The following is a 23,154-nucleotide window of genomic DNA, read 5'->3' as shown; positions in this document are numbered from 1 at the left end:
CACCATCCAACAGTTACGAACCCCACCGGCTCCCGACGTGTTCATACTGCCGGCTGCCCGTCGCAAACGCGGTTCGCCACCCGGAGTCGCAACTCGCGTGCCCCGGGGACAGCAAGCAGCATCACTCGAAGTCGCCGCGTTCGAGGGCCGCCCTGAGTACCATCCCGAGCGCGAGGTGTTGTCGGGCCGCCGCCGCGACGTTCGAGCGGGCCACGTCGGCGTCGTCGAGGGTGTACTCCTTTGTCTTGACGAGTTCGCGCTGTTCGAGAACGGCCTCGTCACAGAGGTCGTGAAGCCGTGGATAGACCGTCCCGGGGCTGAGGATCGTATCGAACTCCTGTGCGAGGTCGTCGAGGAGCTGTTTGCCGTGGGTGTCGGCCGTCCGAAGCGCGACGAGCGAAAGGAGCAACTCGTCGAGGGAGGATTTGACGTGTGTCTCCTCGAACACGAACGACTCGGAGCCGAAAAGCGAGGATTCGACCTCGGAGACGACCTCGGAGACAGCCGTACCGGGCTCGTTGCTCTGGCCGGTTCCGTTCAGCTCCGCGCGCAGTTGCGAGACGGTTATCGATTGGTCGCTGTCTTCGGCTCCGAGTTCGGTCGAAGGCTCCATCTCTGCCATAATCTCTCGTACGTGAGATGGGTATTAACCAGAGGTTAACGTTTTCAAGAACGGAGGAACGGCCACTACATTTTTATAGGAGCTCTGGTCGTGACGTGGTCGCCGTAGCGGGTGGGCCGTTCGAGCGCCTTCCGGACCCCGATCCGAGCGCCTTCCGGACCCCGATCCGAGCGCCTTCCGGACCCCGATTCGAACGGCGCGTGTGGGGCCGAGAAGCTGTCAGTCGTCGCCGAGGATGACCCGCTCCGTCATCGCGCGGGGGTCAAGCACCTCGTCGGCCTCGGCTTCGGTGAGATATCCCTCCTCCACGGCGACCTCCCGGACCGTCTTGTCGTCCGCGAGCGCCTGTTTTGCGACTTTCGAGGCCGCATCGTAGCCGATCGCCGGATTGAGCGCCGTCGCCAGCGCCATCGACTGGTCGACCTGCTTTTTGCAGTGATCGGCGTTGGCTTCGAGTTTACCGACGAAGCGCTCGCCGAACGTCGCCGCGCTGTTGGCGATGAGCGCGGCGCTCTCGAGGAAGTTGTGTGCGAGTACCGGCTTGTAGAGGTTCAGATCGATCTCCCCGCGGGCGGCCCCGGCGGAGACGGCCGCGTCGTTGCCGACGACCTGTTTGTGGACCTGGTTGACGGACTCGGCGACGACCGGGTTGATTTTGCCGGGCATGATCGAGGAGCCGGGCTGGTTTTCGGGCTGTTCGATCTCGCCGAGCCCGTTCCGGGGGCCGGAGGCGAGCAGCCGGAGGTCGTTCGCGATCTTGTTCATCGAGCCCGCGACCGTCCGGAGGGCACCGTGGGCCTCGTTCATCGCGTCGTGGGCGGCCTGGGCCTCGAAGTGGTTGTCGGCCTCCCGGAAGGCGAGACCGGTCTCCTCGGCGATGTTCTCGGCGGCGAGTTCGGGGAAGTCGGGGTGGGTATTGAGCCCCGTTCCGACCGCCGTCCCGCCCAAGGCGAGTTCGCCGAGCCGTTCGCGGGTCGCCTCGAGGCGGTCGATCCCCTTCTCGATTTGGGTCCGGTAGCCGCCGAACTCCTGGCCGAGACGGATCGGCGTCGCGTCCTGGAGGTGGGTTCGCCCCGTCTTGACCACGTCGGCGAAGGCCTCCTCCTTGTCGGCGAGCTCGGAAGCGAGGACGTCCAGCCCCGGAATCACGTCCTTTTCGACGGCCTCGAGCGACGCGACGTGCATCGCCGTCGGGATCACGTCGTTCGACGACTGGCCGTAGTTGACGTGGTCGTTGGGGTGGATCTCGCGGGATCCCACCTCGGCCCCGTAGATTTCGCTCGCTCGGTTGGCGATCACCTCGTTGGCGTTCATGTTCGAGGAGGTCCCCGATCCGGTCTGGAAGACGTCGACCGGGAACTGATCGTCGTGCTCGCCCGCGATGACCTCGTCGGCCGCCTCGACGATCGCGTCGGCCTTCTCGGCTTCGAGGAACCCGAGTTCGAGGTTCGCCTCGGCGGCCGCCTTCTTGACGATCCCGAGCGCCCGCACGAACCGGCGTCCGAAGGAGATCCCCGAGATCGGGAAGTTCTCCACGGCGCGTTGGGTCTGGGCACCCCAGTAGGCGTCCACCGGGACTTCCATCTCTCCGAGGCTGTCACGTTCGATCCGGTATCCGTCATCCTCGTCCGTCATAATCGGGGGCACTCACCGGGGTCCTTAAAGAGCATCGAAAGCCCGCCGCCGGACCCGCCCCTAGTTAAAACCGACAGCAGTCACGCCGGAGGTTCGGCGTCGTCGTTCCCGTCCCGCCACAGACGGAACACTCCTGTGTGGGTTCGTCGCTGCCCTCACCGCCTCCGCCGTCACCGTCGCCCGCCGCCTCGATCGTCGTCACCGCCCCCGTACCATCGCAGTTGCCACACTCCGAGGGCGTGTCCAGACACGCCGAACACAGGACGCTCGAGTCGCTGTATCTCACGCCGTCGTACGCCGAGAGGATGTCGTCCCGGCTGTTGCCGCCCGCCATCTCGGAGTACACGTTGCTCCCCTCGAGCAGGGACTCCTCGTTCAGCCGATCGCGGCACGTGCTACAGGTTGCCATGCACGTAAGACGTACGACAGCCAGATAAATCCCGATGTGCCGGCGACCCGACGCCGACATCCGTCACCCGACCCGACGCCGACATCCGTCACCCGACCCGACGCCGACATCCGTCACCCGACCCGACGCCGGTCCCGATCACGCCTCGGGCGTCTGGGTCGTCAACTCCAGGGCGTGGATCTCCGTCGTCATCGCATCGCCGAGGGCGTCGTAGACGAGTCGGTGTTGGTCGACGAGCGATTCGCCGTCGAAGGCCGGGGAGACGACGGTCGCGAGCAGGTGATCCTCGTCGTGATCGCCGCGGTCCGTTCGGACGGTCGCCTCGCAGTCCTCGAGCGCCTCCTCGATGCGCGCCTCGACTTCTTCGGGAGTCATACGTAGTGTGTGGGGCCGCGAGAACCAAAAGCCCGCGGGATCGGCGGCTGTCGTCTCGGGCGCGGCGGCTCGCCGATCGCGACGCTGTCAGCTCCAGCGGTCGAGCCCCGTCTGGACGACCGACTCCTCGATGCGTTCGAAACCGCGTTCGACCTCCTCGGCCGGGACCTCCCACGTGTCGGTGACGTATCGCCGCGCCGCCGCCATGTCGGGGGTGATCTCGGTGTCGTAGTCGTAGCCGTCGGTGACCGCCGGCTCCAAGAACAGCTGCCGGATACGGTCGGCGTTCGGGATCGACTCCCCGCGGGCGTCGAGGACAGCCCAGAGGTCACCGTGCTCTCGAAGCAGTTTCACCGCGGTCTTCGGGCCGATGCCGTCGATCCCCTCGTTGAAATCGGTCCCCATCAGGATGGCGGCGTCGACGAGTTGCTCCCAGGTCAGACCGAGTTCGTCGAGCGTCCGCTCGAAGTACATACACTCCGGGTCGCCCTTGCTTGTCAGCCCCCGGAGGGTGTAGGGCGCACCCAACAGGAGCGCGTCGTAGTCCTCCGAGCCGGCGTAGTCGACGTCGCCGTACCGCGCCATGTAGGCCGCCTGGGCCTCCCCCTCGGCAGGGGCCTCGACGACCGGTACGTCGAGCAGCCCGAGCAGCTCGCGGGTGGTCGTCTGGATCGTCTCGGTGAGCCGCTGGGTGCGCGATTCGAGCGTCGAGACCTCCGCGGCGTCGGCCTCGCCTGCCCGCGCGGCTTCGAGTTCGTCCTCGTATCGCTCCCGCTGTTCGCGCCGGCTCTCGACCTCGTCTTCTTTCAGGTCGGTCACGCCACCGTCGAAGACGAATATCGGTGTCACGTCCGCCTCGAAGAACTTCGGCAGCCCCTGGACGACCCCGATGAGGTTTGGGACCTCCCGGCCGGCGTCCGTCGTGTAAATCGACCCCGATGTAAACCGAACCGTCGTCGTCAGATACCGATACAGCCAGTTGTGGGCGTCGATGGCCACGACCGAGCCGGCGAGTTCCTCGAACGGTTTCGGCTCGATGACCGCCAACTGTCGGATATCCGCGTTTCCCATCGACCCGAATTCGGGCCTCGGGGGCTTGAAAGCGCCGGTGATACCCCCCTCCCCGCCACCGGAACGCCGTCCGCGACAACGACGGTCTGGCGGCGACCGGAGGTGGTTCGCGCCGGCCCGTGTCTCGCGCGCGTGCGGGAAGTTTATACCTGCCGGGTTATAAGATCGGGCAAGTATCACATGTCTCAGGATAGTGAATACAGCGCCGGGCAGATACAGGTGCTGGAAGGGTTAGAAGCCGTCCAGAAGCGTCCGGCGATGTACATCGGCTCGACGGACACGCGCGGCCTCCATCATCTCGTCTACGAGGTCGTCGACAACTCCATCGACGAGGCCCTGGCCGGGTACTGTGACACCATCGAGGTGCGTATCAACGACGACGGGTCGGTGACCGTCGCCGACGACGGGCGTGGGATCCCCGTCGACACGCACGCCGAGTACGAGCGCCCCGCCGTGGAGGTCATCATGACCGTCCTCCACGCCGGCGGAAAGTTCGACAGCAAATCGTATAAGGTCTCGGGGGGGCTCCACGGGGTCGGCGTCTCCGTCGTCAACGCGCTCTCGAAGTGGCTCGAAGTCGAGATCAAACGCGACGGCGCGGTCTGGCGACACCGCTTCGATCACGGCGAACCCGAAGACGGCATCGAACGGGTACGGGAGATGAGACCCGATGAGGAGACCGGTACCGAGATCCGCTTTTGGCCCGATGACGGGATCTTCGAAACCACCGAGTTCGAATGCTCAACGCTCGAATCGCGGCTCCGCGAACTCGCGTTTCTCAATCCCGGCGTCGAGATCGCGTTGCGGGACGGGAGAACGGACGAACGCTCGGAATCGGTCTTCGAGTACGAAGGCGGGATCAGGGAGTTCGTCGCCTATCTCAACGAGACGCGGGACGTCCTCCACGACGACGTCGTCTACTTCGATGACGAAGTCGACGACATCCACGTCGAGGTCGCGATGCAGGCGACGGCGGGCGTCCAGGGGTCGATCCACGCCTTCGCGAACAACATCAACACCCGCGAAGGCGGGACGCATCTGACGGGGTTTAAAACCGCGCTGACACGGGTGATCAACGATTACGCCACCTCCAACGGCATGCTGTCCGACCTCGACGGCACGCTGAAAGGTGACGACATCCGCGAGGGACTGACCGCGGTCATCTCGATCAAACACCCGGACCCGCAGTTCGAGGGCCAGACGAAGACGAAACTCGGCAACAGCGAGGTCCGCGGGATCGTCGAGGGGGCGGTTCACGAAGAGCTTGCGACGTACCTGGAAGAACACCCCGACACCGCCGAAGCGATCGTCTCGAAGGCCGTCGAAGCGGCGAAAGCCCGCAAAGCCGCAAAGAAGGCGGAGGAGTTGACACGGCGGAAGTCAGCGCTCGAATCGACCTCGCTGCCCGGAAAGCTCGCGGACTGTCGAGAGCGGGACCCGGAGGACTCGGAGCTCTTCATTACGGAAGGCGACAGCGCGGGCGGGAGCGCAAAGCAGGGCCGTAATCCCGAGTTCCAGGCGATCCTCCCGATCCGCGGAAAGATACTGAACGTCGAGAAACACCGCCTCGATCGCATCCTCGAAAACAACGAGATCCGCAACTTGATCACGGCGATCGGCACCGGCATCGGCGACGAGTTCGACATCGAGGACGCCCGGTATCACAAGGTGGTCCTCCTGTGTGATGCGGACGTCGACGGGGCCCACATCCGGACGCTCCTCTTGACGTTCTTTTATCGGCACATGACGCCGCTCCTCGAGGCCGGCTACGTCTACGCCGCCCAGCCACCGCTGTATCGGATCCGATATAAAGGTGAGACCTACGACGCGATGACCGAGGCCGAACGCGACCGGATCGTCGAGGAGGTCTGTGACGGCAACCCGACGCAGGTCCAGCGGTTCAAGGGACTTGGCGAGATGAACCCCGAGCAGCTCTGGGAGACGACGATGAACCCCGGAAACCGGATTCTGAAACGGATAACCATCGAGGACGCGGCGGCGGCCGACCGGATGTTCAGCGTCCTGATGGGCGACGCCGTCGGGCCGCGAAAGCAGTTTATCAAAGAACACGCCGAGGAAGCGGAGTGGATCGACATATGAGCTCGGACGTACCCGACGCGCCGGACGTGCCGGCGGACAACGTAGAGGCGGTTCGCATCGAGGACGAGATGGAGCAGTCCTACATCGACTACGCGATGAGCGTCATCGTGGGGCGGGCGCTGCCCGACGCTCGCGACGGTCTCAAACCCGTCCAGCGGCGCATTCTCTATGCGATGGACGAGATGGGCGTCAGTTCCCGCTCGGGTCACCGGAAGTCCTCCTCGATCGTCGGCGACACGATGGGGAACTACCACCCCCACGGCGACTCGGCGATCTACGACGCCCTCGCGCGGATGGCACAGGACTTCTCGCTTCGATATCCTCTCGTCGACGGGCAGGGGAACTTCGGCTCCGTCGACGGCGACCCGCCGGCGGCGATGCGCTACACCGAGGCACGGATGGCCCCGATCGCCGAGGAGCTCATGGCGGACATCGACAAGGATACCGTCGACTTCGAGGGCAACTACGACGATCGGCTGACGGAGCCGGCGGTGTTGCCGGCGGCGGTGCCGAACCTGCTCGTCAACGGTGCGTCCGGGATCGCGGTTGGGATGTCGACGAACATCCCGCCGCACAACCTCGGGGAGGTGATCGACGCCGCGATCCACGTCATCGACGACCCCGACTGTTCGGTCTCCGAGTTGATCGACACGCCCGATTCGGAAGGGCACATAAAGGGTCCCGACTTCCCGACCGGCGCGAACATCGTCAACCGCGAAGGGCTGTGGAACGCCTACACCGAGGGCCGCGGGCGGCTCCGGGTCCGCGCGGAGATGGACACCGAGTACGACGAGACGGGCAGCGACCGCATCGTGATCACCGAACTCCCCTACCAAGAGAACAAGGCGCGGCGCATCGAGCGCATCGCCGAGGACGTCCAGGAGGACAAAATCGAGGGGATCCGCGACATCCGTGACGAGTCCGACAGGAACGGCGTTCGGGTCGTCATCGAGTGCAAACGCGGCGCGAACGCCGACGTGGTCAAAAACCAACTGCTCGAACACCACCTCGAAAACACCTTTTCTGTCATCTCGCTCGCCTTGATCGACGACCAGCCGCGGGTGTTGAACCTGAAACAGCTGCTCGAAGCGTTCGTCGATCACCGCCGCGAGGTCGTCCGTCGGCGCTCGCAGTTCGAACTCGACGAGGCCGAGGACCGCGCACACATCCTCGAAGGACGGCTCACCGCGCTGGACAACGTCGAGAACGTCGTCGAGATCGTCCGCAACAGCGAGGATCGCGACGCGGCGATGGCGGGGCTTCGCGAGTCCTACGACCTCTCGGCCGACCAGGCCGAACACATCGTCCGGATGCAACTGGGTTCGCTCACGTCGATGGAGGCCGGCGAGATCGAATCCGAGTACCAAGACGTCCAAGCCGAGATCCAGTGGCTCGAGACGGTCCTGAGCGACGAGAGCAAACTCCTCGGCGTCATAAAGGACGAACTCCGGGAGATCCGGGAGGAGTACGCCGACGAACGCCGGACGAGGATCATCGAGGACGCCGGCTCCGTCACCAGGGAGGACCTGATCGCCGAAGAGGAGGTCGTCGTCGCGGTCTCCGAGGAGGATTACGTCAAACGGATGGCCCTCTCCGAGTTCGACCCCCAACACCGCGGCGGCAAGGGAATCATCGGCTCGCGGCCCAAGGAAGGCGACCGGGTCTCGACCGTCTTTACCGCCTCGACACACGATTATCTGCTCTGTTTCACCAACCAGGGGCAGGTCTACCGGCTGAAGGTGTTCGAGTTGCCGGAGATGGGCCGGACCGCCCGCGGGACGTCCGCCGTCAACGTCATCGACCTCGACGATGGCGAGGAGATCACGGCGGTCGTCAACACCGACGACGTCGACGAGGGATACCTCGCGATGGCGACCCGAAACGGCTACGTCAAGCGGACCGCCGTCTCGGCGTTCGAGAACGTCCATTCGGGCGGCATCCGCGCGCTCACGCTCGAACCAGCGGACTCGCTCGTCGACGTAGAGGTCACCACCGGGGACGGCGATCTCCTCCTCGGCACCCGTCGGGGGATGACGATCCGCTTTGCGGAGACGGACGCCCGCCCGATGGGGCGGTCAGCCCGAGGGGTCAACGGGATCGATCTCGAGGGCGACGATCGGGTGGCCGGCCTCGTCGCGGCCGAGGCCGACGACGACCGCCACCTGTTGACGGTGACAAAACACGGCTACGGAAAGCGGACGCCGCTCTCGGAGTACCGGCGTCAATCGAGATACGGCAAAGGGCTCATCGACATCAAAACCGACGAGCGAAACGGCCCCGTCTGTTCGATCGATGCCGTCTCGGCGGGTGAGGACCTCGCCATCATGAGCGAATCGGGACAGATCATGCGTACCCACGTCGACGAGGTCTCGACGGTCGGCCGGAACACGAAGGGCGTCGTCGTGATGCGACTCGCCGACGACGATCGGGTCGCGGGTGTCGATGTCGTCCCGGACGCGAACGAGAACGTAGACGCGAACGAGAACGTAGACGCGAACGAGAACGTAGACGCGAACGAGAACGTAGACGCGGACCGGGCGAACTCAGAGTGAACTACCCCACCTACCTCGCTCGGCGTTCACCGGTCATGTGTGACACCGATCCGTCTGATGGGTACGACGGTCGGGGGCCGTCCATACGCCCGCGAGATTGAAGGGGGAGGCCCCCGCCTAACGATGTATGGACATCGATACGGACGAACTGCTGGCGTCGTTGACGCCCCGTGAGGAGAACCCGGCGATCAAGACCTACCAGAACACGGTCTCGGTCGCCTGTCCCGCGTGTGAGGAACCGTTCGATGATCTCGTCGTCTGCAAGCAGAACCCAACGAGCCTCAACCTCTCGAAACAGCTCGATCTCTGTGTGGGCGTCGAGGACGGCCAGGCGTTTATTTTCACCCACAAGCCCTAGATCGGATCACCCGACCTCCTCGTCGGTCGTTCCGTCCTCAACCGCCCCGTCGTCGACCGCCTCGTCGGCAGCCACTCCATCGTCGGCAGCCACTCCATCGTCGACCGTCCCGTCCTCAGTCGCCCCGTCGTCGGCCCACGGCCCGACCCCGAAGAGTCGCCCGACGGTCCACCCGAACAAAAGCGGCGTCACGATGATCAATCCGCCGACGCCGACGTAGCGGACCGGCGGCGGTCGAAGCGCCAGATACGCCAGATACGCCGCGCCGACGAACGGCCAGGCATCGCTCAGGATCGATCGAACGCGGTCGAGCATGTCTCACCGTTCGGGGCACCGACCCTCAACGTTCCGGAACCCACCGCGGTCCCCCGCGGTTCCGTGACAGATCCAAAGCATTATACATAGAACCCGTCCATCTCCACCCGGTTTCCGGCGGACGGCACACATCCCTGTCCCGTCGTCGCGACGGAAACCGGGCAGGCGCGGCCCATTCGGTCGCGCGTTTTCGATCGGTCTCGGCAACGTTCCAGACAGGACGCCACCCGAAGGCGGCGAACGTCTCCGGTACGCACAGTCGAGAGATCGACCTCGAAAGATGCTGAGCCGCCCCGCCCTATCTTCCGGTCAACACCACTCCTCGTACTGGTGGACGCGGGCGGGGTTCAGCGATTCGGGGGCGCGATCGGTTCCGTCGTAGGCGTCGTGGTGTTCCGTGTAGGTGATCGAAAGCGGAGCATCGGCGTCGAGATCGCGGGGGATCGATGCCTCGGCCTGCCGGCGGTTCCAGTCGGCGAATCCCTCGAGCGCCGCGGTCTCGTCCAGCTCGTCGGGGTCGAGATCCGCGGTGGCCGCATCGATCGCGGCTTCGCCCGCCTCGGTACGGGCCAGAAGCGTCGTCTTCCCGTCCGGGCTGCCGACGTTTCCGGCCGAGATGTCGGCCGCCTCGCCGACCGCGTCCGAACACTCCGCACACCCACGGAGGGCGGCGGCGTCGAACGCCTCGACGTCCTCGGTGAGCAGCCGCGCGCCGCCGTCGTCTCTCGCGATCAGGTCGCCGCCGTCGATCTCGAGCGAATCGATCGAGTCGATCTCGACGCCGCGTCCGATGAGCAACGAACGGAGCCGTTCGTACGCGAAGCTCCGCGTACAGACCAACGAGATGGTAAGCGTCACCGAGGCCAACTCGTCGTCGTACTGCAGCCGATCCAGGGCGGCCGCCCCCTGGATGACACACGGGGTACCGACCAGCGCGATGTCCGGGTCGTCGAGGCCGCTGTCGGCGATCAGCTCGTCGACCCGTCCGAGCTGCATCGTCTGGGTATAGCTGCTGCCCGCGCTTTCGAGCAGCTCCGTCCGCGTGGTCGCGAGGACCGGCTCGCCGGTCAGCGCATCACCGCCGTCGCCGACGACGACCGCGCCGTCGATCTCGCCGGCCTCGAGTAGCCCGGCGAGCAACGCCGTGACCGCGCCCCCGTTTTGTCCCTCGTGGTCGCCGGCCGCGCTCACCGCGTACGCGGACCGTGCCTCGGAGCCTTCGAGGCCGTTTAGCCGCTCATAGCGCAGGCCGCTTCGGGGACAGAAGTCCCAACACCGCGAGCAGCCGGTACACATCCTGACGAGCGTCGGCCGGCCCGTCTCCTCGTCGATACCGATCGAATCCGAGGGGCACGCCGCCATACAACTGCCACACTGGACACATCGATCGGCCTCGATGACGGCCTCGTCGAGGTTCCGGAACCACGTCTTTTCGGTCGGTTCGCGGGCTTCGGCGATCCGATCTCTCGGATCGGTCTCGATCTCCGGCACGCCGGGGGAGCGTTCGATCGACATCAGTCCGCCCCCGCGACCGCTCGGTCGGTACGGACGATCCGGTCGAGTCGATCGGCGTCCGTCCGATCCGTCCAGGTGGCGAAGGATTCGTCCGCCCGTCGCTCCTCGAAGAACCGACGGAGCAGCCGCTTCGTCGCGTCGGGAACGTCCTCGACGGGGACGCGTCCGGAGACCCACTCGACGAACCGTGGTTGGCCGAGATCGCCGCCCAAACCGATATCGACCGCCTGGCTCGAGCGTGTTTCGTCCCGGTATGCCTCCCCTCGAAGCCCGATGTCGGCGATCTGTGGCTGGGCACAGGAGGCCGAACAGCCGCTCATGTGGATCCGGACCGCGTCGGGAACCGCGGCGTCTGGGACGTCGCTCGATTCGAGCCAGGAGTCGAGTTCGCGGGCCCACCGGTGGCCGCGGCTCTTCGTCTCGACGACGCCGTACTTGCAGAACTCCCGCCCGGTGCAGGTGACGATACCCCGCGAGAACGGCCCCGGGGTGGGGCTATACTCGTCTAAGACAGACTCGCCGAGGAACGACTCGAGCGTGTCGCCACGGACACCCGGGACGACGAGGTTCTGATTCGCCGTCGTTCGGAGTTCGCCGTCACCGTAACGATCGGCGAGGTCGGCGAACTCGATCAGGTCGCCGCCGCCGATCCGCCCGGTCGGCAGGGTACAGCCGGCGTAGTATCGATCGCCCGTCTCGTGGTGAATCCCGACGTGATCGCCGCGGTAGTCACTCGAAGGGGTTCGGTCGTAGGGCTCGAACTCGAACGGGGCGTAGCTCCGTAGCTCCTCGCGGAACCGTTCGGTACCCCACTCGTCGACGACGTACTTCAGGCGGTTGACCGCGGTATCGAGATAGCTGCCGTGGTCGATGAAGAGATCCGCCGCGGCCAAGGACAGGTCGACGACCTCGTCCGGCGCGACGAAGATCCCGAGGTCGGTCGCGGCTCGCGGCCCGTCCGAGAGACCGCCGCCGACCTTGACGGCGAACCCCTCCTCGCCGTCCCTCGTCGCCGGAACGAAGCCGAGATCCTGCAGTTCGGCGCGCGCGCAGTTCTCCTGACAGCCCGAGAGGCCGATCTTGAACTTCCGGGGGAGGTTGGCGTAGCGGCGGCTCCCCTCGAACGCGTCCGCGAGCTCCTCCGCGATCGCGTTGACGTCGGTCTCACCGGCGATACGTCCCGCGGTCGGGCACGTAACGACGTTTCGCAGGGTGTTCCCGCTCGCCTGGATCGTCGTCAGACCGACGGACTCGTAGCGATCCCAGATCTCGGGCATGTCCTCGATCCGGATCCAGTGTAGCTGGATCCCCTGTCTCGTCGTCACGTCGAGGAACCCGTCGCCGAAGACGGGGTTTTGTTCCGTGCCGCCGTGGCGTTCGGGGGCGGTCGCGAACTCCTCCGTGATCCGTCCGACGGTCTTGGCCTGTTCTGCGGTCAGTCGCCCGCCGGGGACCTTCGTCCGAAGCATGAAGTACCCGTCCTGTCGGACCGTATACAGCCCGATGAGGTGCAACCGCCCGAATACGTCCTCGCCGAGCTCCTCGGCGAGCGCGTCGTAGCCCTCGGAGGCGACCTCCCGGACGCCCTCGTACAGCTGCTTTGGATCCCAGTCTGGTGAGTGCTCGCGGATGAGTCCCGTGAGATCGCCCTCGTGAAACCGGACGTGGCCGTAGCCGTGCGCCGAGAGGACCGCGTAGGTGTGGCTGAGCCGTCGGGCGGTGTTACAGTACAGGACGATCGGATCGTCCGGATCGAGCCCTCGGTCCTCGAGTATCGCCCGCCGTTCGGCTTCGGGTTTGAGCCGTCCGGTCTCGGGGTCGACGAAGGCTTCCCACCCGAGGTGGACCGCCCCCGGAACGTGTGCGGATTCGTACTCGCTCGCGGTGCGCGTATCAACGAGTGTCGTCCCGTTCCCCATAGCCGCCTCGACGTCGGCGCGGTCGGCGAGCGCCGACGCACGGAGCGATACCGATCCGTACCTGGAGACCCCCGGATCCGGTACGGACTGTTCGGTTCGATACGCCCGTTGCCAGGCGTCGAAATCGCCGTCCAGTAGGTACAACGGTCCCTCGTGGCCGTAGACCGCCATCGTCACGAGGAGTCTCGCCGCCTCGACGCCGCGTCGGTTGTCGTAGGCGACGACGGGGTCGTCGTGCTCGATCCCGGCCGCGGAGAGCAGTTCCCGAACGGCTTCCGGGTCGGGCAGATGTCCCGCGGCGTCGGATCCGCTGTCCCGGATCGACTCGAAGGGGACGTTCACCGCCCCCGGGACGTGTCCGAGCGTTTCGTAGTCCCGCCGGTCGCGAGCGTCGACGACGGCCAACCCGTCCCGGCGGTCGTCGACCCACGACGGATCGGCAATCGAGATATCGAGCGTCACGCCGGATCACCGGGAGGGACGTCGCGTCTGTTCCGGCCGTATGCTCGTGGCCGGCGAACCGTTCGTCTGGGGGGAATCTCGTCGATCATCTCACTGATCCGGACGTTCGCTACGTATAATTCAATTCGCCTTGGGGAAACCGTTTCTGCCCCTTCGCGATGCCCGCAAATCCGGGACTCAAGTCGGGATCCCGACAAATACCACGGTACCGTGTGTATTTATCCGCCCCACGGCATGAAACCGGGTGACTGCGGATCGGTGGTCCGGACCCCGACGGTAGAGAATTTCGACACCGATAGCGGTGAAAAATTCCGGTACTACACGGGATATGTGTGCGCGACGGTCTCTCGATGCCGCCGGCGATGGTTATATCGGGCCATCCATCCCCGTGGGTGGCGGAGCGGCCCCCTCTTTCCGTTCGAGAAACGCCCGCTCCGCCGCCGAGAGGTCCCGGTCTCGATACTCGTCGAGCCCGTTTTGATACGTTCGTTCGGAGCGGCCGTCGGCCGGCTTCTCGGCCGGGCGCTCCAAGACGAGTTCGGCGAGTCCCGTCTCCTCGCCGGTATAGGAGAAGCCGGCCCGATACAGCGCCTCGTACGCGAAGGGGTTGTTCACCGCGATCCGGAGCCGATCGTAGCCGCGCTCGGTCGCCCGCCCGGCGACGAACCGACACAGCCGTGGGCCGAGTCCCGCTCCACGCAGATCCCGTCGGACGGTGACATAACGGAGCCAGAGCGTATCCGGTTCGGTTCGGTCCCCGTTGAACGCGACCGCAGCGAGGACGTCGTCGTACTCGCCCCCGTCCACGGAGTCCCCCGACCGGTCGCCTCCACTCCCCGATCCGGCCCGTTCGGGAGCCGACAGGACCGCCTTCCCGGTGTTCGACATCACGAACTTCCCGGCGTAGCTGAACCGTCGGTGATCGAGCCGGAGCGTCGGCCCGTCTGCGGGCCACCCGAGCAGGCGTGCTTCCATGCCGGCGGCTCGGAGGGCAACGGAGTTATGTTCGGCGTTCGATTCGCACCCATGCGCTGGGACGTTCGGGCCTTCGACCTGTTCGCGCCGCTATATGATCTGTTCGTGCCACCGACCGACGGGGTCGCGCTCCGGAAGGGGCTCTCCGTGGCCGAACGGACGACCGACCGGATCCTCGAGGTCGGTGGCGGCTCCGGCCGGGTCGCCGACGAGATCGATGCGACGGTCGTCGATCCGGCCGGCGGCATGGTGCGTCGGGCCCGACGCCGGGGGCTCGAAGCCGTCCGGGCGAGCGCGACCGACCTCCCACACCCCGACGGATCGGTCGACGCCGTCGTCGTCGTCGACGCCCTCCATCACTTCCCCGAAGGGCAGCGGTGTCTCTCGGAGATGGCCCGGGTCCTCGCCCCCGGCGGCGTTCTCGTGGTGACCGACTTCGACCGCGGGACGCGACTCGGGAGGGCGCTCGATCGGGCCGAACGGCTCGTCGGTTTCGATCCGAATTTCTATACCGCGCCCGAACTCGAATCGGCAATAGAGGCGGTCGGTCTCGACGTGAGGCCGATCGAGTACGGCTTCGAGATGACGGTCGCGGGGGTGAACACCCCCGCCGACGCTCGGGCGTGACGCCTACCGGAGTTTGAAATAGAGGAGCCGCCAGGCCGACAGGACCGCCGCCCCGCCGACGATCATGACCGCGGCGAAGGACGCCTCGGCACCGCGGCCGCGGAGTGCAACGACCCGGATCGCCATTCCGACTATCGCCGCCGGGATCCACGAGCGGATCGCGAGCGGGATCGAGGAGTTCGGCGCCGAGCCACCGCCCGGGGAGTACGCGCCGATGAGGGGCGCACACAGGAGCCATCCGAGAACGAACGGCCCGGCCGCGACGAGATAGAGACCCGGATCGGCCAACAGTTGATCGACGGTCGAATGCTGGAGCGTCCCGGCGAGGAGAAACGCCAACAGGACCGCGACGTCCCCGACCGCGATGGGCCAGGTGCTCGCGTCGAGGCGCTGTTCGAGGAACGACTTATCTGCCATACCGGCCGTTCGACGCCGGGGGTTCAAATCCTTGCGGATTCGACTACGGATCCGGACTCGGGCCGTCGAGGTCGGCCCCGGACGGTGGCCGGAGAACGAGCGCGGCGAGACTGGCCCCGAGCGCGAGCGCCCCGCCGAGGGTGAACGTCGGTATCCAGCCGAACGTCGCGACCAAGAATCCGGCCACCGTTCCGGCGAAGACGCCGCCGCCGACCTTCGCAGAATAGATAACGGCGTAATTGCTCGAGGAGTATTCGGCACCGTAGTAGTCGGCGACGACGGCCGGAAAGTAGACGTACAGCGGCGAGGAAAAGAACATCGCACCGAGTACCGCACCGACGAACGCGATCGGAGCGTCGGCCGTCCCCGCGCCGACGAGCCCGAACCGAAAGAGCCCCGCGAGCGCAAAGGAGACGGCCATCACGCGCACCCGATCGAAGCGATCGGAGACCTCGCCGAGGATCATCCGTGAGACGCCCGCGGCGACCGGCAGGAGGGTCGCGGCGGCGGTCGCGACGGCCGCGGCGAGCCCCAGGTGTTCGGCGAAGCGGACGACGTTCGCGATGACGATGAGGTCCGCACCGGCGGTCGCGACGAACATCGCATAGAGCAGCCAGAACTGCCACGTCGAGAGCATCTCACGGGTCGTGTAGGACCGTCCGCGGAGCGAAGCGGCGAGCCCGCCGCCACCGCCGTCGTCGTCATCACCGCCGCCGCCGTCGCGATCGAGCCAGTCCTCGGGCGGATCGCGCAACAGGACCGCCCCGACGAGCAGGACGACGAGGATGCCCACTCCGACGTTTCGGAGCACGTCGGTGTAGCCGGCGACCGTGGCGTTGGCCCGGACGTACGGCACGAGGAGTGCGCTGCCGCCCGCGAACGCCATCGTTCCGATACCCGTCGTGAGTCCCGTCCGGTCCGGGAACCACTTGACGGCGGTGTTGACGGCGATGGTGTAGATGATCCCGACGCCGATCGCCCCGAGCGAGTAGAGCAAATAGAGCTGCCAGACGCTCTCGGCGTACGCGAGGCCGACGTAGCCGCCGCCGGCGAGGACGGCCGCGAGATACGTCAGATTGCGGGGGCCGCGGCGGTCCCGCCACCAGCCGGCGGGCAGCTGTGAGAGCGACTGGAAGACGACGTAAAACGAGAAGACGGCCCCGAGGGCGGGCAACGCGATATCGAGGCTTTCCGCCAGCGGCCCCTCGATCGACGACCAGACGTACTGATACGGGCTGACCGCGGCCATCATTCCCGCGGCGGCGGCGATCTGCCACCACCGCGAGAAGCCGAGTATCTCCCTGGCCCGCCCGGCGTAATCGACGTCCGATCCGCCGCCCGTTCGGGACGATTCGTCCATCGATCTCGGGTTCTCGCCGGGGGTGGTTAAACGGACGGGCTTCGGTCTCGGGCGGCACGGTGGGGCGACGCCGTTTCGGGAGCCACAGCGGTTATGCCCTCCGCGGGTGAACGCCGGATATGACGGACGTCCTGTTCCTCCGAAGCGACGACCTCGCCGGGCTCGCGACGCCCGCCGACTACGTCTCGGCCGTCAGAGCCGGCTACGAGAGCCACGGCAACGACGGCAGCGCCGAGCCCCGGACCAAACTCGTCTCCTCGGAGCCGCCGGGGATGTGTACCGGGTACTTCGCGATCCTGCCCGAGGTCGGCGCGATGGGCGGATACACCTACGCCGCCGGCTTCGGCGACCGGGATGCCCACTTCGCGCTCCCGCTTTTTGATGCGGAATCCGGCGAACTGCTCGCGCTCTTGGACGGCTCGTCGATGAACCCGTTCAAGACTGGCGCGACGGGGGCGGTCGGCGTCGACGCGTTGGCCCGCGAGGACGCGACTACGTGTGCTGTGATCGGCTCGAGCGCACAGGCCCGGGGGCAACTCAAGGCGACGGCGACGGTCCGGGCGTTCGACTCGGTTCGCGTATTCTCACCGACGGCCGAGCACAGGCGCGCCTTCGCCGAGGAGTTCGACGAACGGCTCCCCGCAGACGTGCGTGCGGTCGACAGCGCGGCCTCGGCCGTCGAGGACGCCGACGTCGTCATCACCGCGACGACCGCGACCGACCCCGTGGTTCGAAACGACGACCTCGCCGAGGGCGTCCACGTCACCGCGATGGGCCAATACGACCGCGGCAAACGGGAGCTCGACGCCGCAACGATCGCCCGTTCGACGTACGTCCCGGATCTCCGCGAGCGGGCGTTCCAGGACGCCGGCGCGTTCCTCTCGGCCCGCGAGGCCGGGGCCGTCGACGACGATCACATCTACGCCGAACTCGGCGAGATCGTCGGAGGCCACTGCCGGGGGCGGACCTCGGCCGACGAGGTCACCGTCTTCGACAGCGGCGGGACCGGGATCGAGACCGTCGCCGCGGCGTGGATGCTCTATCGGCGCGCGAAGTCGGAGGGGCTCGGCGAGACGATCGAGTTCGCGCCCGCGAGCGAGGCGCTAACGGGGGAGTGACCGTTCCAATTTTCAGTAGCTTTCAGTAGTACACCGTAAGAAACGGGTACACTGTTGGACGACCGGGCCACGTCCATCGCTACTATCCGCATTCGACTCGGGCACGGCGACAGCAGGCGCTATGACAGCCGACCCACCACCAGTGATCGCCGTTGCCTGATCGGGTTCGTAGGTGACGATTCCAGACCCGAACGTGAGCCGCGTACCAGCGGAACGGCCAGCTAGCACGATTTCAGAATCCCCCGTATAGGAGGACGTGAAACCGTGGTCCAGCTCGTCCGTCTCACTGAAGAACACGCGAGCCACGTTCAGCGCCCCGATGTAGTCGCGGTCGCCTTCGAAGTCACACCGGGCGTTGTCACAGCGAAAGTGCCCGCCCCACCACAGTTCCTCGTGATGGTCGGGTGACTCGCAGGTGTGGCCGGTCGAACCACACCGGGGACACGACCGACTCGTTCCCTGTGGGAAGACTCGTTCAACAGTCAGACCGGCACACTCTGCCCGGTATTCGATGTTCTCGATGATGTCACGCCGCGCCCATGACGACAACTCCCACGACAACTCCCACTCACCTCGCGGCGGTGAGAGCGAGCGCAAATCCTCGTGAACGATGGCGTCTACGTCGTATAGGAGTGCGATTGCAAGAATCTGATTTGCTACGTCGTGTGTCAGTTGTTCGCGCTTGTGCTGGATTTTGGCGTTTACCCGTTCGTATTCGCTGTGGAGGTGCGCGAACTCGTCAGTATGCGAGCGACCATCACGGCGCAACGCGGCAAGTCGGTCGTTCAGTCGGGTGCGTTCGCGGTGGAGTCGCCGCATCTTCTTGCGGTCAGTAAACTGAATAAACTGTGGCGTAGACCGCTGTTCGCCATCGTCAGTAACCACCACGGCAGTCATGTCTTTTCGCATCCCGGCGTCGAGCGCCAACACGCAGTCGGTGCTGTCAGTCGTCTTTGCGTGTTCGACTTCGACGGGGAAGGAGAGTTCGTAGTAGGCGGCACCGGTTTTACGACGGGAGGGCTGGAACTCGGGAGCCGAGAGATCGCCGTGAGCGAGGAGGTCATGAAACGCCTCGTAGCCGCCACGTTCGTACTCTGTCCACGACCAGTCACCTCGTGTCTCCGGCGATAGTGTGTCCGGTGTTTTGAGTCGGATGGCCAGCGTCTCGCTATCGGTGTCGTACTGGTATTTAACAGCTTGACCCGATGTCGGGCCGTCGTCCGCAGAGTACGGGAGTACGCCGCTGTCATACTCAGGACAGTCCTGCATCTCAAGATACGTGTCTGGATACGTGCCGTGACGGTCGTAGTAGCTGTTGAGTTGGTCGATGAGGATGTCCACGTAGCCTGACGAGAGGTAGTCGCCGTCGTCCCAGAGCTGGTCTTTGATGTGTCGGCGGTGAATTCGTCGGATTTTGTGGTCGGGCAACACGCTCTGGATGGACTGAAAGGCGTCTCGGCGGTCGGCGTGACTCCGAAGCGTTTCACCGACTTTCTGCAAGATGCACCGTCGAAACCGCGAGGGGAGATACAGGTCGAGTTCTTCGAACGGTTCGTGCTCATCGAAGTATTTCCACGCCTGATGCGATGCGTCGGCAATGCCGTCTAGATGGACTGGCGTCCAGTGGTTTTTGAGGACATAATTGGCGACACGACGAGTGAGTATTGCCAGTCGCTCGAATCGCTCGGCATCCTCGTCTGGCAAACGGATTGGGAGCGAGAGGTGGTTACTCATCGGGTTTCACCTCGGATTCGACGGTGTTGACGACCTGTTGTTTTTTCGAGGAGCGCATACCGTAGAGTTTGCCACTGAAGCTGGCAACGAGTTTGATAAGGTCGTCAACGAGTTCTTCCTGTGCTGATTTGTCCGTTTCGTCTTCGATGACGGTGATGGTGATACCGTAGCAGTCGAAATACCGTTCAAGATACGAGAAGCCAAAGCGAGTGAGCCTATCTTCGTAGGTGACGAGAACCCGGCCGTAGTCGGCGTCTTGCACGTCATCGAGGAGGGAGTTGAGGCCGCGTCGGTCTTCGTTGAGGCCACTGCCAACGTCGGTGTAGGTGTTTTCGACGCTCCAACCGTGGTCGTGAGCGTAGTCCGTGAGTCGGTCGAGTTGCCGGTCGAGGTCACCGTTGTCTTTCTGGCCGTGGCTTGAGACGCGACCGTAGAGGGCAACACGGTCTGTTGGACGAGTATCGCCTGCAAGTCGGCGGAGTTCTCGGTGTGGAATCCGTCGTTCTCCGCCCGGTGTTCGGGTGTAGTCAAGGTCGCCGTTACGACACCATCGTTTCACAGTCTGGGAGTGAACACCGAGTTCATCCGCGAACTCGCCAACCGAGTACGACCGTGGCATTCCGATGTTACTATTTCCTACTGGTAGCTACTTATAAATACTGGATTTTGTAACAGTTACACAACCCTGCGTGTGCAACGGGGGAGTGACGTACGTCCCGTGATGCCGGACGGGATTACAAATACGGCGCGATGCCGACCGCCTCGACGATCGCGACGCCCGCGAGGATCGCCCCGAGGAGATAGCCCGCGATCGCGCCGCCGTTGAGAAGCGGCAACCCCGCGTGTGCACGTCCTTTCATCACCATCCACAACAACACGACCAATCCGGCGAGCGTTCCGACCATCGCGCCGAGCGCCGGGACGGTGACCGCGAGGCCGGGGACGTCCAACAGCGGTTCTCCACCCGGCCTGAAGAACGCGGCGGAGGCGACGAGGATCGTCGGGATGACGGCGTCGCCCAGGCCGATGAAGAAGGCGTCCCGGTCGAGGGGGTCCCCCGGTTCGTCCGGGCCGTCGGAGTGCTCGGAGCCATCGGGGGCCTCCGAGCGCTTGTCGTCGCGTTCCTCATCGTCGTCGCGTTCCTCATCGTCGTCGCGTTCCCCGTCGTCGAGCGTCTCGGGACCGCTGTCCTCGAGAAACGAATACGACAGCGTCAGCGGGATCACGAGCACGACCGGCAACCGGAGGTCCATCACGCCCGAGGCGAGCGTGAGCATGTGTTCGGTACCGTATACCGAGATCGCATCGTACACGGCGAGCACGACGAGCAGGACGAGCGCCGGCAGGAGGCCGAAACTGATCCCGAACAGCCCGGCGGCCCCGGCCCCCATGACGATCCCGGCGGCGTCGATGACGTACCACTCCGGATACACCAACAGCCCGGCCCCGAGTACGAGCGCGGCACCGACCGCGAGGACGTTGACCCCGGCGGTGGTGAGGACCGGGGGGATCACGACGGTGAAGACGTAAAACGAGAGGAACACCGCGGCGAAGACGATGAGCCCCTGTAGCAGCCGATCGACGCCGAATTTCATCGCCGCGAGCATCACGACCGTGGCGACGAGGATGGCACCGAGATACAACAGGCTGTTCGTCGGGTCGGAGGGATCCTCGACGGTCTGGTAGCCGGCGTCCATGAACGGCTGGACCAACGCGAGCGCGCCCAGTTGGACGAACACGAAGAGCCCGAGCGTGGCGACGACGGCGACAGCGGCCCGCTTCATACCGTACCGTTCCCGTCCGATCGTTTGGGTATTGCGGTTCCCGTCCGATCGTTTGGGTAGTGCGGTTCCCGTCCGATCGTTTGGGTAGTGCGGTTCCCGGACGGGACCGACGGGATATCTATCGGGCGTAGAGCTTCTCGCCGAGAAGCGCCGGCAACGTGACGCCCTCCGTGGGCGAGACGGCCATGTAGGGCCGTTCGACCGGGCCGAACACGTCGACGACCCGACCGACGGTTTCGAGTTCCGGGTCGACGACCGCGGTGCCGACATCGGGATGTGTGTCGTCCGGCGACCGGAGGATCGCAAGCCCCTGGGCGGTTCGGACGACCTCGCCGACGCGTTTCATTCGCGGATGGCGGCGACGTAGGCGGCGACCGCGCCCAGTAGATCGGACTTCGACGCGTCGTCCGCCCCCTTGACGATAACCCGGCCGCGCGGTTCGTACTCCCGGGGATACGTTCGATCCCGTTCGATGACGGCGTCGTAGCCGACCTGTTGGACCGCGCTTGCGATCTCGTCGACGGTCGGATCGGGGACGGCGAGATCCTCGGCGACCCGCCGGCCCTCGCTCCGGGAACGCGCCGAATCGAGGTAGGCGGGCCAAATGACGTTTTCGACCATGTTCGAGCCTGCGCGTTGGCGAAATAAAAAGCGGGCGGTCCGTGGTCGGTCGGAGGCCCCCGTCGGTCGTCGCCGACGCCTCCGTGCCGCTCTATCTTCGGCGCGCGAAGAACACGCCTGCCAAGACCGCGACGAGGGCGATGCCGATACCGAACCCTGACTGGCCATCGGCCGCCTCCGGGGGTGAGCCGTCCGTTTCGTCCGCATCGACGTCGGTTTCGACGTCGCCGTCGGCTCCCGCATCGGGGGCAGCGGCCGCCTCACGTTCGCGTTCCGCGTCGGCGACCGCCTCGGCGACGTCCTCGACGGCGAGTGCGACCCGCGGCGCGGGCTGGCTGACGTAGTTACCGTTGACGACGGCGATCTGATCGTTTCGGACGGCGAACGTCGACTCGAAGGCGGGCGTCTCGGGGAGTCCGGCCCGCTCGTCGGGGACCACGATCACCTCCGGGTTCCATTCGACGAGCGCCTCCTCGTTCACCTCGCCGTATCCCTCGACACCGTTGTCGGCGGCGACGTTCGCCGCGCCCGCCGTGGTGAGGATCTCGTCGATGAACGTGCCGGATCCGGCGGCGAAGCCGTCCGTGTAGTACAGCGCTCGGGGGGTGTGGTCCGGGTCGGTACCGCTCCGAACCGACTCGATTCGGCTCCGGTACGCTCGGTTCGTTTCCTCGGCCTCCGCGCAGGTGCCGATCAGCCTCCCGGTCAGTTCGGTTTTGTCGGCGACCGATTCGAGGGAGGTGCCGAACCCGAATTTGAAGACGGTCTGGTCGGCCTCCCGGAGGCTCAAAACGGTCTCCTCGGGGACGATGCTCGGCGCGAGGACGATGTCGGCGTCTAGTTGGACGACGGCCTCTTGATTGACGGCGAACTCGTCGAGGTTCAACACGTTCTCCTTGCGCTCGATCTCTTCGAGAAAGTCAGTGTAGGGGCCGACGGGTGCGCCGACGACCCGATCGGCCGCACCGAGTTCCCAGACGGTCTGTGCGGCGCTGGGCTGGAGGACGACGATCCGCTCGGGACGATCCGCGACTGTCACGGACGCCCCGGTCGCGTCCGTCTCCGAGACCGGGAACGAACACGCCGATGTGGCTCCCTGTGCGGTCGCGATCGGGATGCCGGCGAGGAGGGAGGACGTGAGGAGTACCGCGAGGAGGGGGACCGAGAGTCGATGACGCATTGCCC

22 protein-coding genes are annotated in these 23,154 nt (G+C 65.7%); 5 read left to right on the top strand and 17 right to left on the bottom strand.

Features of this window, described 5'->3' with window-relative positions; genetic code table 11:
- Positions 1-121: 121 nt before the first annotated feature.
- The 5 genes from HZR14_RS11325 to fen form a co-directional block, all read right to left on the bottom strand.
- On the bottom strand, positions 122-622 hold the full coding sequence (locus tag HZR14_RS11325) for a helix-turn-helix domain-containing protein (protein WP_181692983.1): 501 nt from the start codon (positions 620-622) through the stop codon (positions 122-124).
- Positions 623-841: 219 nt separating this feature from the next.
- The gene (locus tag HZR14_RS11320) at positions 842-2,257 is read right to left on the bottom strand and encodes a class II fumarate hydratase (protein WP_181692982.1); all 1,416 of its coding nucleotides are present in this window, start codon (positions 2,255-2,257) and stop codon (positions 842-844) included.
- Between the two features lie 64 nt (positions 2,258-2,321).
- Positions 2,322-2,666 (bottom strand): hypothetical protein, encoded by a 345-nt coding sequence (locus tag HZR14_RS11315; RefSeq protein WP_181692981.1) that lies wholly within the window; start codon positions 2,664-2,666, stop codon positions 2,322-2,324.
- A 138-nt stretch (positions 2,667-2,804) separates the two neighbouring features.
- Positions 2,805-3,041: a BolA family protein gene (locus HZR14_RS11310; protein WP_181692980.1), complete on the bottom strand. Its 237-nt coding sequence runs from the start codon at positions 3,039-3,041 to the stop codon at positions 2,805-2,807.
- Positions 3,042-3,128: 87 nt separating this feature from the next.
- Entirely contained in the window at positions 3,129-4,112 is a 984-nt protein-coding gene (gene fen / locus HZR14_RS11305; RefSeq protein WP_181692979.1) for a flap endonuclease-1, read from the bottom strand.
- A gap of 180 nt (positions 4,113-4,292) precedes the next feature.
- Here fen and gyrB point away from each other — a divergent pair, with 180 nt between their 5' ends.
- The 3 genes from gyrB (at position 4,293) to HZR14_RS11290 (ending at position 9,122) form a co-directional block, all read left to right on the top strand.
- Positions 4,293-6,212, top strand: coding sequence for a DNA topoisomerase (ATP-hydrolyzing) subunit B (gyrB, locus tag HZR14_RS11300; RefSeq protein WP_181692978.1), 1,920 nt, complete (start codon positions 4,293-4,295; stop codon positions 6,210-6,212).
- Positions 6,209-8,764, top strand: coding sequence for a DNA gyrase subunit A (gyrA, locus tag HZR14_RS11295; protein WP_181692977.1), 2,556 nt, complete (start codon positions 6,209-6,211; stop codon positions 8,762-8,764). Before gyrB ends, gyrA begins: the two co-directional genes overlap by 4 nt.
- 127 nt (positions 8,765-8,891) lie before the next feature.
- Positions 8,892-9,122 carry a DUF7385 family protein gene (locus HZR14_RS11290; protein ID WP_181692976.1) on the top strand — a complete coding sequence of 77 codons (231 nt, stop codon included), beginning with the start codon at positions 8,892-8,894 and terminating at the stop codon, positions 9,120-9,122.
- Positions 9,123-9,128: 6 nt separating this feature from the next.
- On the opposite strand, the gene HZR14_RS11285 is transcribed toward HZR14_RS11290, so the two are convergent.
- The 4 genes from HZR14_RS11285 to HZR14_RS11270 all read right to left on the bottom strand — a co-directional run bounded on the left by HZR14_RS11285 (position 9,129) and on the right by HZR14_RS11270 (position 14,308).
- The gene (locus HZR14_RS11285; RefSeq protein ID WP_181692975.1) at positions 9,129-9,437 is read right to left on the bottom strand and encodes a hypothetical protein; all 309 of its coding nucleotides are present in this window, start codon (positions 9,435-9,437) and stop codon (positions 9,129-9,131) included.
- A 309-nt stretch (positions 9,438-9,746) separates the two neighbouring features.
- Positions 9,747-10,952 carry a Coenzyme F420 hydrogenase/dehydrogenase, beta subunit C-terminal domain gene (locus tag HZR14_RS11280; RefSeq protein ID WP_181692974.1) on the bottom strand — a complete coding sequence of 402 codons (1,206 nt, stop codon included), beginning with the start codon at positions 10,950-10,952 and terminating at the stop codon, positions 9,747-9,749.
- Positions 10,952-13,333: a rhodanese-like domain-containing protein gene (locus HZR14_RS14635; RefSeq protein WP_181692973.1), complete on the bottom strand. Its 2,382-nt coding sequence runs from the start codon at positions 13,331-13,333 to the stop codon at positions 10,952-10,954. The genes HZR14_RS11280 and HZR14_RS14635 overlap by 1 nt, the downstream gene beginning before the upstream one ends.
- Positions 13,334-13,699: 366 nt before the next feature.
- A complete protein-coding gene (locus HZR14_RS11270; RefSeq protein ID WP_181692972.1) occupies positions 13,700-14,308 on the bottom strand; it encodes a GNAT family N-acetyltransferase in 609 nt (202 codons plus the stop codon).
- A gap of 51 nt (positions 14,309-14,359) precedes the next feature.
- Between HZR14_RS11270 and HZR14_RS11265 the strand changes: the two genes are divergently transcribed.
- On the top strand, positions 14,360-14,935 hold the full coding sequence (locus HZR14_RS11265) for a class I SAM-dependent methyltransferase (protein WP_181692971.1): 576 nt from the start codon (positions 14,360-14,362) through the stop codon (positions 14,933-14,935).
- Positions 14,936-14,938: 3 nt separating this feature from the next.
- On the opposite strand, the gene HZR14_RS11260 is transcribed toward HZR14_RS11265, so the two are convergent.
- The gene (locus HZR14_RS11260; RefSeq protein ID WP_181692970.1) at positions 14,939-15,352 is read right to left on the bottom strand and encodes a DUF3054 domain-containing protein; all 414 of its coding nucleotides are present in this window, start codon (positions 15,350-15,352) and stop codon (positions 14,939-14,941) included.
- A 43-nt stretch (positions 15,353-15,395) separates the two neighbouring features.
- Positions 15,396-16,712, bottom strand: coding sequence for an MFS transporter (locus HZR14_RS11255; RefSeq protein WP_181692969.1), 1,317 nt, complete (start codon positions 16,710-16,712; stop codon positions 15,396-15,398).
- Positions 16,713-16,831: 119 nt separating this feature from the next.
- Here HZR14_RS11255 and HZR14_RS11250 point away from each other — a divergent pair, with 119 nt between their 5' ends.
- Positions 16,832-17,830: an ornithine cyclodeaminase family protein gene (locus HZR14_RS11250; RefSeq protein WP_181692968.1), complete on the top strand. Its 999-nt coding sequence runs from the start codon at positions 16,832-16,834 to the stop codon at positions 17,828-17,830.
- Between the two features lie 12 nt (positions 17,831-17,842).
- On the opposite strand, the gene HZR14_RS11245 is transcribed toward HZR14_RS11250, so the two are convergent.
- The 6 genes from HZR14_RS11245 to HZR14_RS11220 all read right to left on the bottom strand — a co-directional run bounded on the left by HZR14_RS11245 (position 17,843) and on the right by HZR14_RS11220 (position 23,149).
- The gene (locus HZR14_RS11245) at positions 17,843-19,564 is read right to left on the bottom strand and encodes a zinc ribbon domain-containing protein (protein ID WP_181692967.1); all 1,722 of its coding nucleotides are present in this window, start codon (positions 19,562-19,564) and stop codon (positions 17,843-17,845) included.
- Positions 19,557-20,183: an IS607 family transposase gene (locus tag HZR14_RS11240; protein ID WP_181692966.1), complete on the bottom strand. Its 627-nt coding sequence runs from the start codon at positions 20,181-20,183 to the stop codon at positions 19,557-19,559. The genes HZR14_RS11245 and HZR14_RS11240 overlap by 8 nt, the downstream gene beginning before the upstream one ends.
- A gap of 115 nt (positions 20,184-20,298) precedes the next feature.
- Complete coding sequence (locus HZR14_RS11235; protein ID WP_181692965.1) at positions 20,299-21,348, bottom strand: presenilin family intramembrane aspartyl protease PSH; 1,050 nt, start codon at positions 21,346-21,348, stop codon at positions 20,299-20,301.
- A gap of 118 nt (positions 21,349-21,466) precedes the next feature.
- On the bottom strand, positions 21,467-21,694 hold the full coding sequence (locus HZR14_RS11230) for an H/ACA ribonucleoprotein complex subunit GAR1 (protein ID WP_181692964.1): 228 nt from the start codon (positions 21,692-21,694) through the stop codon (positions 21,467-21,469).
- Entirely contained in the window at positions 21,691-21,969 is a 279-nt protein-coding gene (gene srp19, locus HZR14_RS11225) for a signal recognition particle subunit SRP19 (RefSeq protein ID WP_181692963.1), read from the bottom strand. Before srp19 ends, HZR14_RS11230 begins: the two co-directional genes overlap by 4 nt.
- 91 nt (positions 21,970-22,060) lie before the next feature.
- Positions 22,061-23,149: a PGF-CTERM-anchored ABC transporter substrate-binding protein gene (locus HZR14_RS11220; protein WP_181692962.1), complete on the bottom strand. Its 1,089-nt coding sequence runs from the start codon at positions 23,147-23,149 to the stop codon at positions 22,061-22,063.
- Positions 23,150-23,154: the final 5 nt, after the last annotated feature.

Source organism: Natronomonas salinimetallica, assembly GCF_013839515.1.
GTDB lineage: Archaea > Halobacteriota > Halobacteria > Halobacteriales > Haloarculaceae > Natronomonas.
The sequence above is the reverse complement of the archived record's forward strand: the minus strand, read 5'-3'. Positions and strand labels throughout refer to the sequence as shown.

Bases quoted from the DNA above. Each gene is read 5' to 3' on its own strand.
- HZR14_RS11325 (WP_181692983.1), bottom strand. From the start codon at position 622: ATGGCAGAGATGGAGCCTTCGACCGAACTCGGAGCCGAAGACAGCGAC.
- HZR14_RS11320 (WP_181692982.1), bottom strand. From the start codon at position 2,257: ATGACGGACGAGGATGACGGATACCGGATCGAACGTGACAGCCTCGGA.
- HZR14_RS11315 (WP_181692981.1), bottom strand. From the start codon at position 2,666: ATGGCAACCTGTAGCACGTGCCGCGATCGGCTGAACGAGGAGTCCCTG.
- HZR14_RS11310 (WP_181692980.1), bottom strand. From the start codon at position 3,041: ATGACTCCCGAAGAAGTCGAGGCGCGCATCGAGGAGGCGCTCGAGGAC.
- fen (WP_181692979.1), bottom strand. From the start codon at position 4,112: ATGGGAAACGCGGATATCCGACAGTTGGCGGTCATCGAGCCGAAACCG.
- gyrB (WP_181692978.1), top strand. From the start codon at position 4,293: ATGTCTCAGGATAGTGAATACAGCGCCGGGCAGATACAGGTGCTGGAA.
- gyrA (WP_181692977.1), top strand. From the start codon at position 6,209: ATGAGCTCGGACGTACCCGACGCGCCGGACGTGCCGGCGGACAACGTA.
- HZR14_RS11290 (WP_181692976.1), top strand. From the start codon at position 8,892: ATGGACATCGATACGGACGAACTGCTGGCGTCGTTGACGCCCCGTGAG.
- HZR14_RS11285 (WP_181692975.1), bottom strand. From the start codon at position 9,437: ATGCTCGACCGCGTTCGATCGATCCTGAGCGATGCCTGGCCGTTCGTC.
- HZR14_RS11280 (WP_181692974.1), bottom strand. From the start codon at position 10,952: ATGTCGATCGAACGCTCCCCCGGCGTGCCGGAGATCGAGACCGATCCG.
- HZR14_RS11270 (WP_181692972.1), bottom strand. From the start codon at position 14,308: ATGGAAGCACGCCTGCTCGGGTGGCCCGCAGACGGGCCGACGCTCCGG.
- HZR14_RS11265 (WP_181692971.1), top strand. From the start codon at position 14,360: ATGCGCTGGGACGTTCGGGCCTTCGACCTGTTCGCGCCGCTATATGAT.
- HZR14_RS11260 (WP_181692970.1), bottom strand. From the start codon at position 15,352: ATGGCAGATAAGTCGTTCCTCGAACAGCGCCTCGACGCGAGCACCTGG.
- HZR14_RS11255 (WP_181692969.1), bottom strand. From the start codon at position 16,712: ATGGACGAATCGTCCCGAACGGGCGGCGGATCGGACGTCGATTACGCC.
- HZR14_RS11250 (WP_181692968.1), top strand. From the start codon at position 16,832: ATGACGGACGTCCTGTTCCTCCGAAGCGACGACCTCGCCGGGCTCGCG.
- HZR14_RS11245 (WP_181692967.1), bottom strand. From the start codon at position 19,564: ATGAGTAACCACCTCTCGCTCCCAATCCGTTTGCCAGACGAGGATGCC.
- HZR14_RS11240 (WP_181692966.1), bottom strand. From the start codon at position 20,183: ATGCCACGGTCGTACTCGGTTGGCGAGTTCGCGGATGAACTCGGTGTT.
- HZR14_RS11235 (WP_181692965.1), bottom strand. From the start codon at position 21,348: ATGAAGCGGGCCGCTGTCGCCGTCGTCGCCACGCTCGGGCTCTTCGTG.
- HZR14_RS11230 (WP_181692964.1), bottom strand. From the start codon at position 21,694: ATGAAACGCGTCGGCGAGGTCGTCCGAACCGCCCAGGGGCTTGCGATC.
- srp19 (WP_181692963.1), bottom strand. From the start codon at position 21,969: ATGGTCGAAAACGTCATTTGGCCCGCCTACCTCGATTCGGCGCGTTCC.
- HZR14_RS11220 (WP_181692962.1), bottom strand. From the start codon at position 23,149: ATGCGTCATCGACTCTCGGTCCCCCTCCTCGCGGTACTCCTCACGTCC.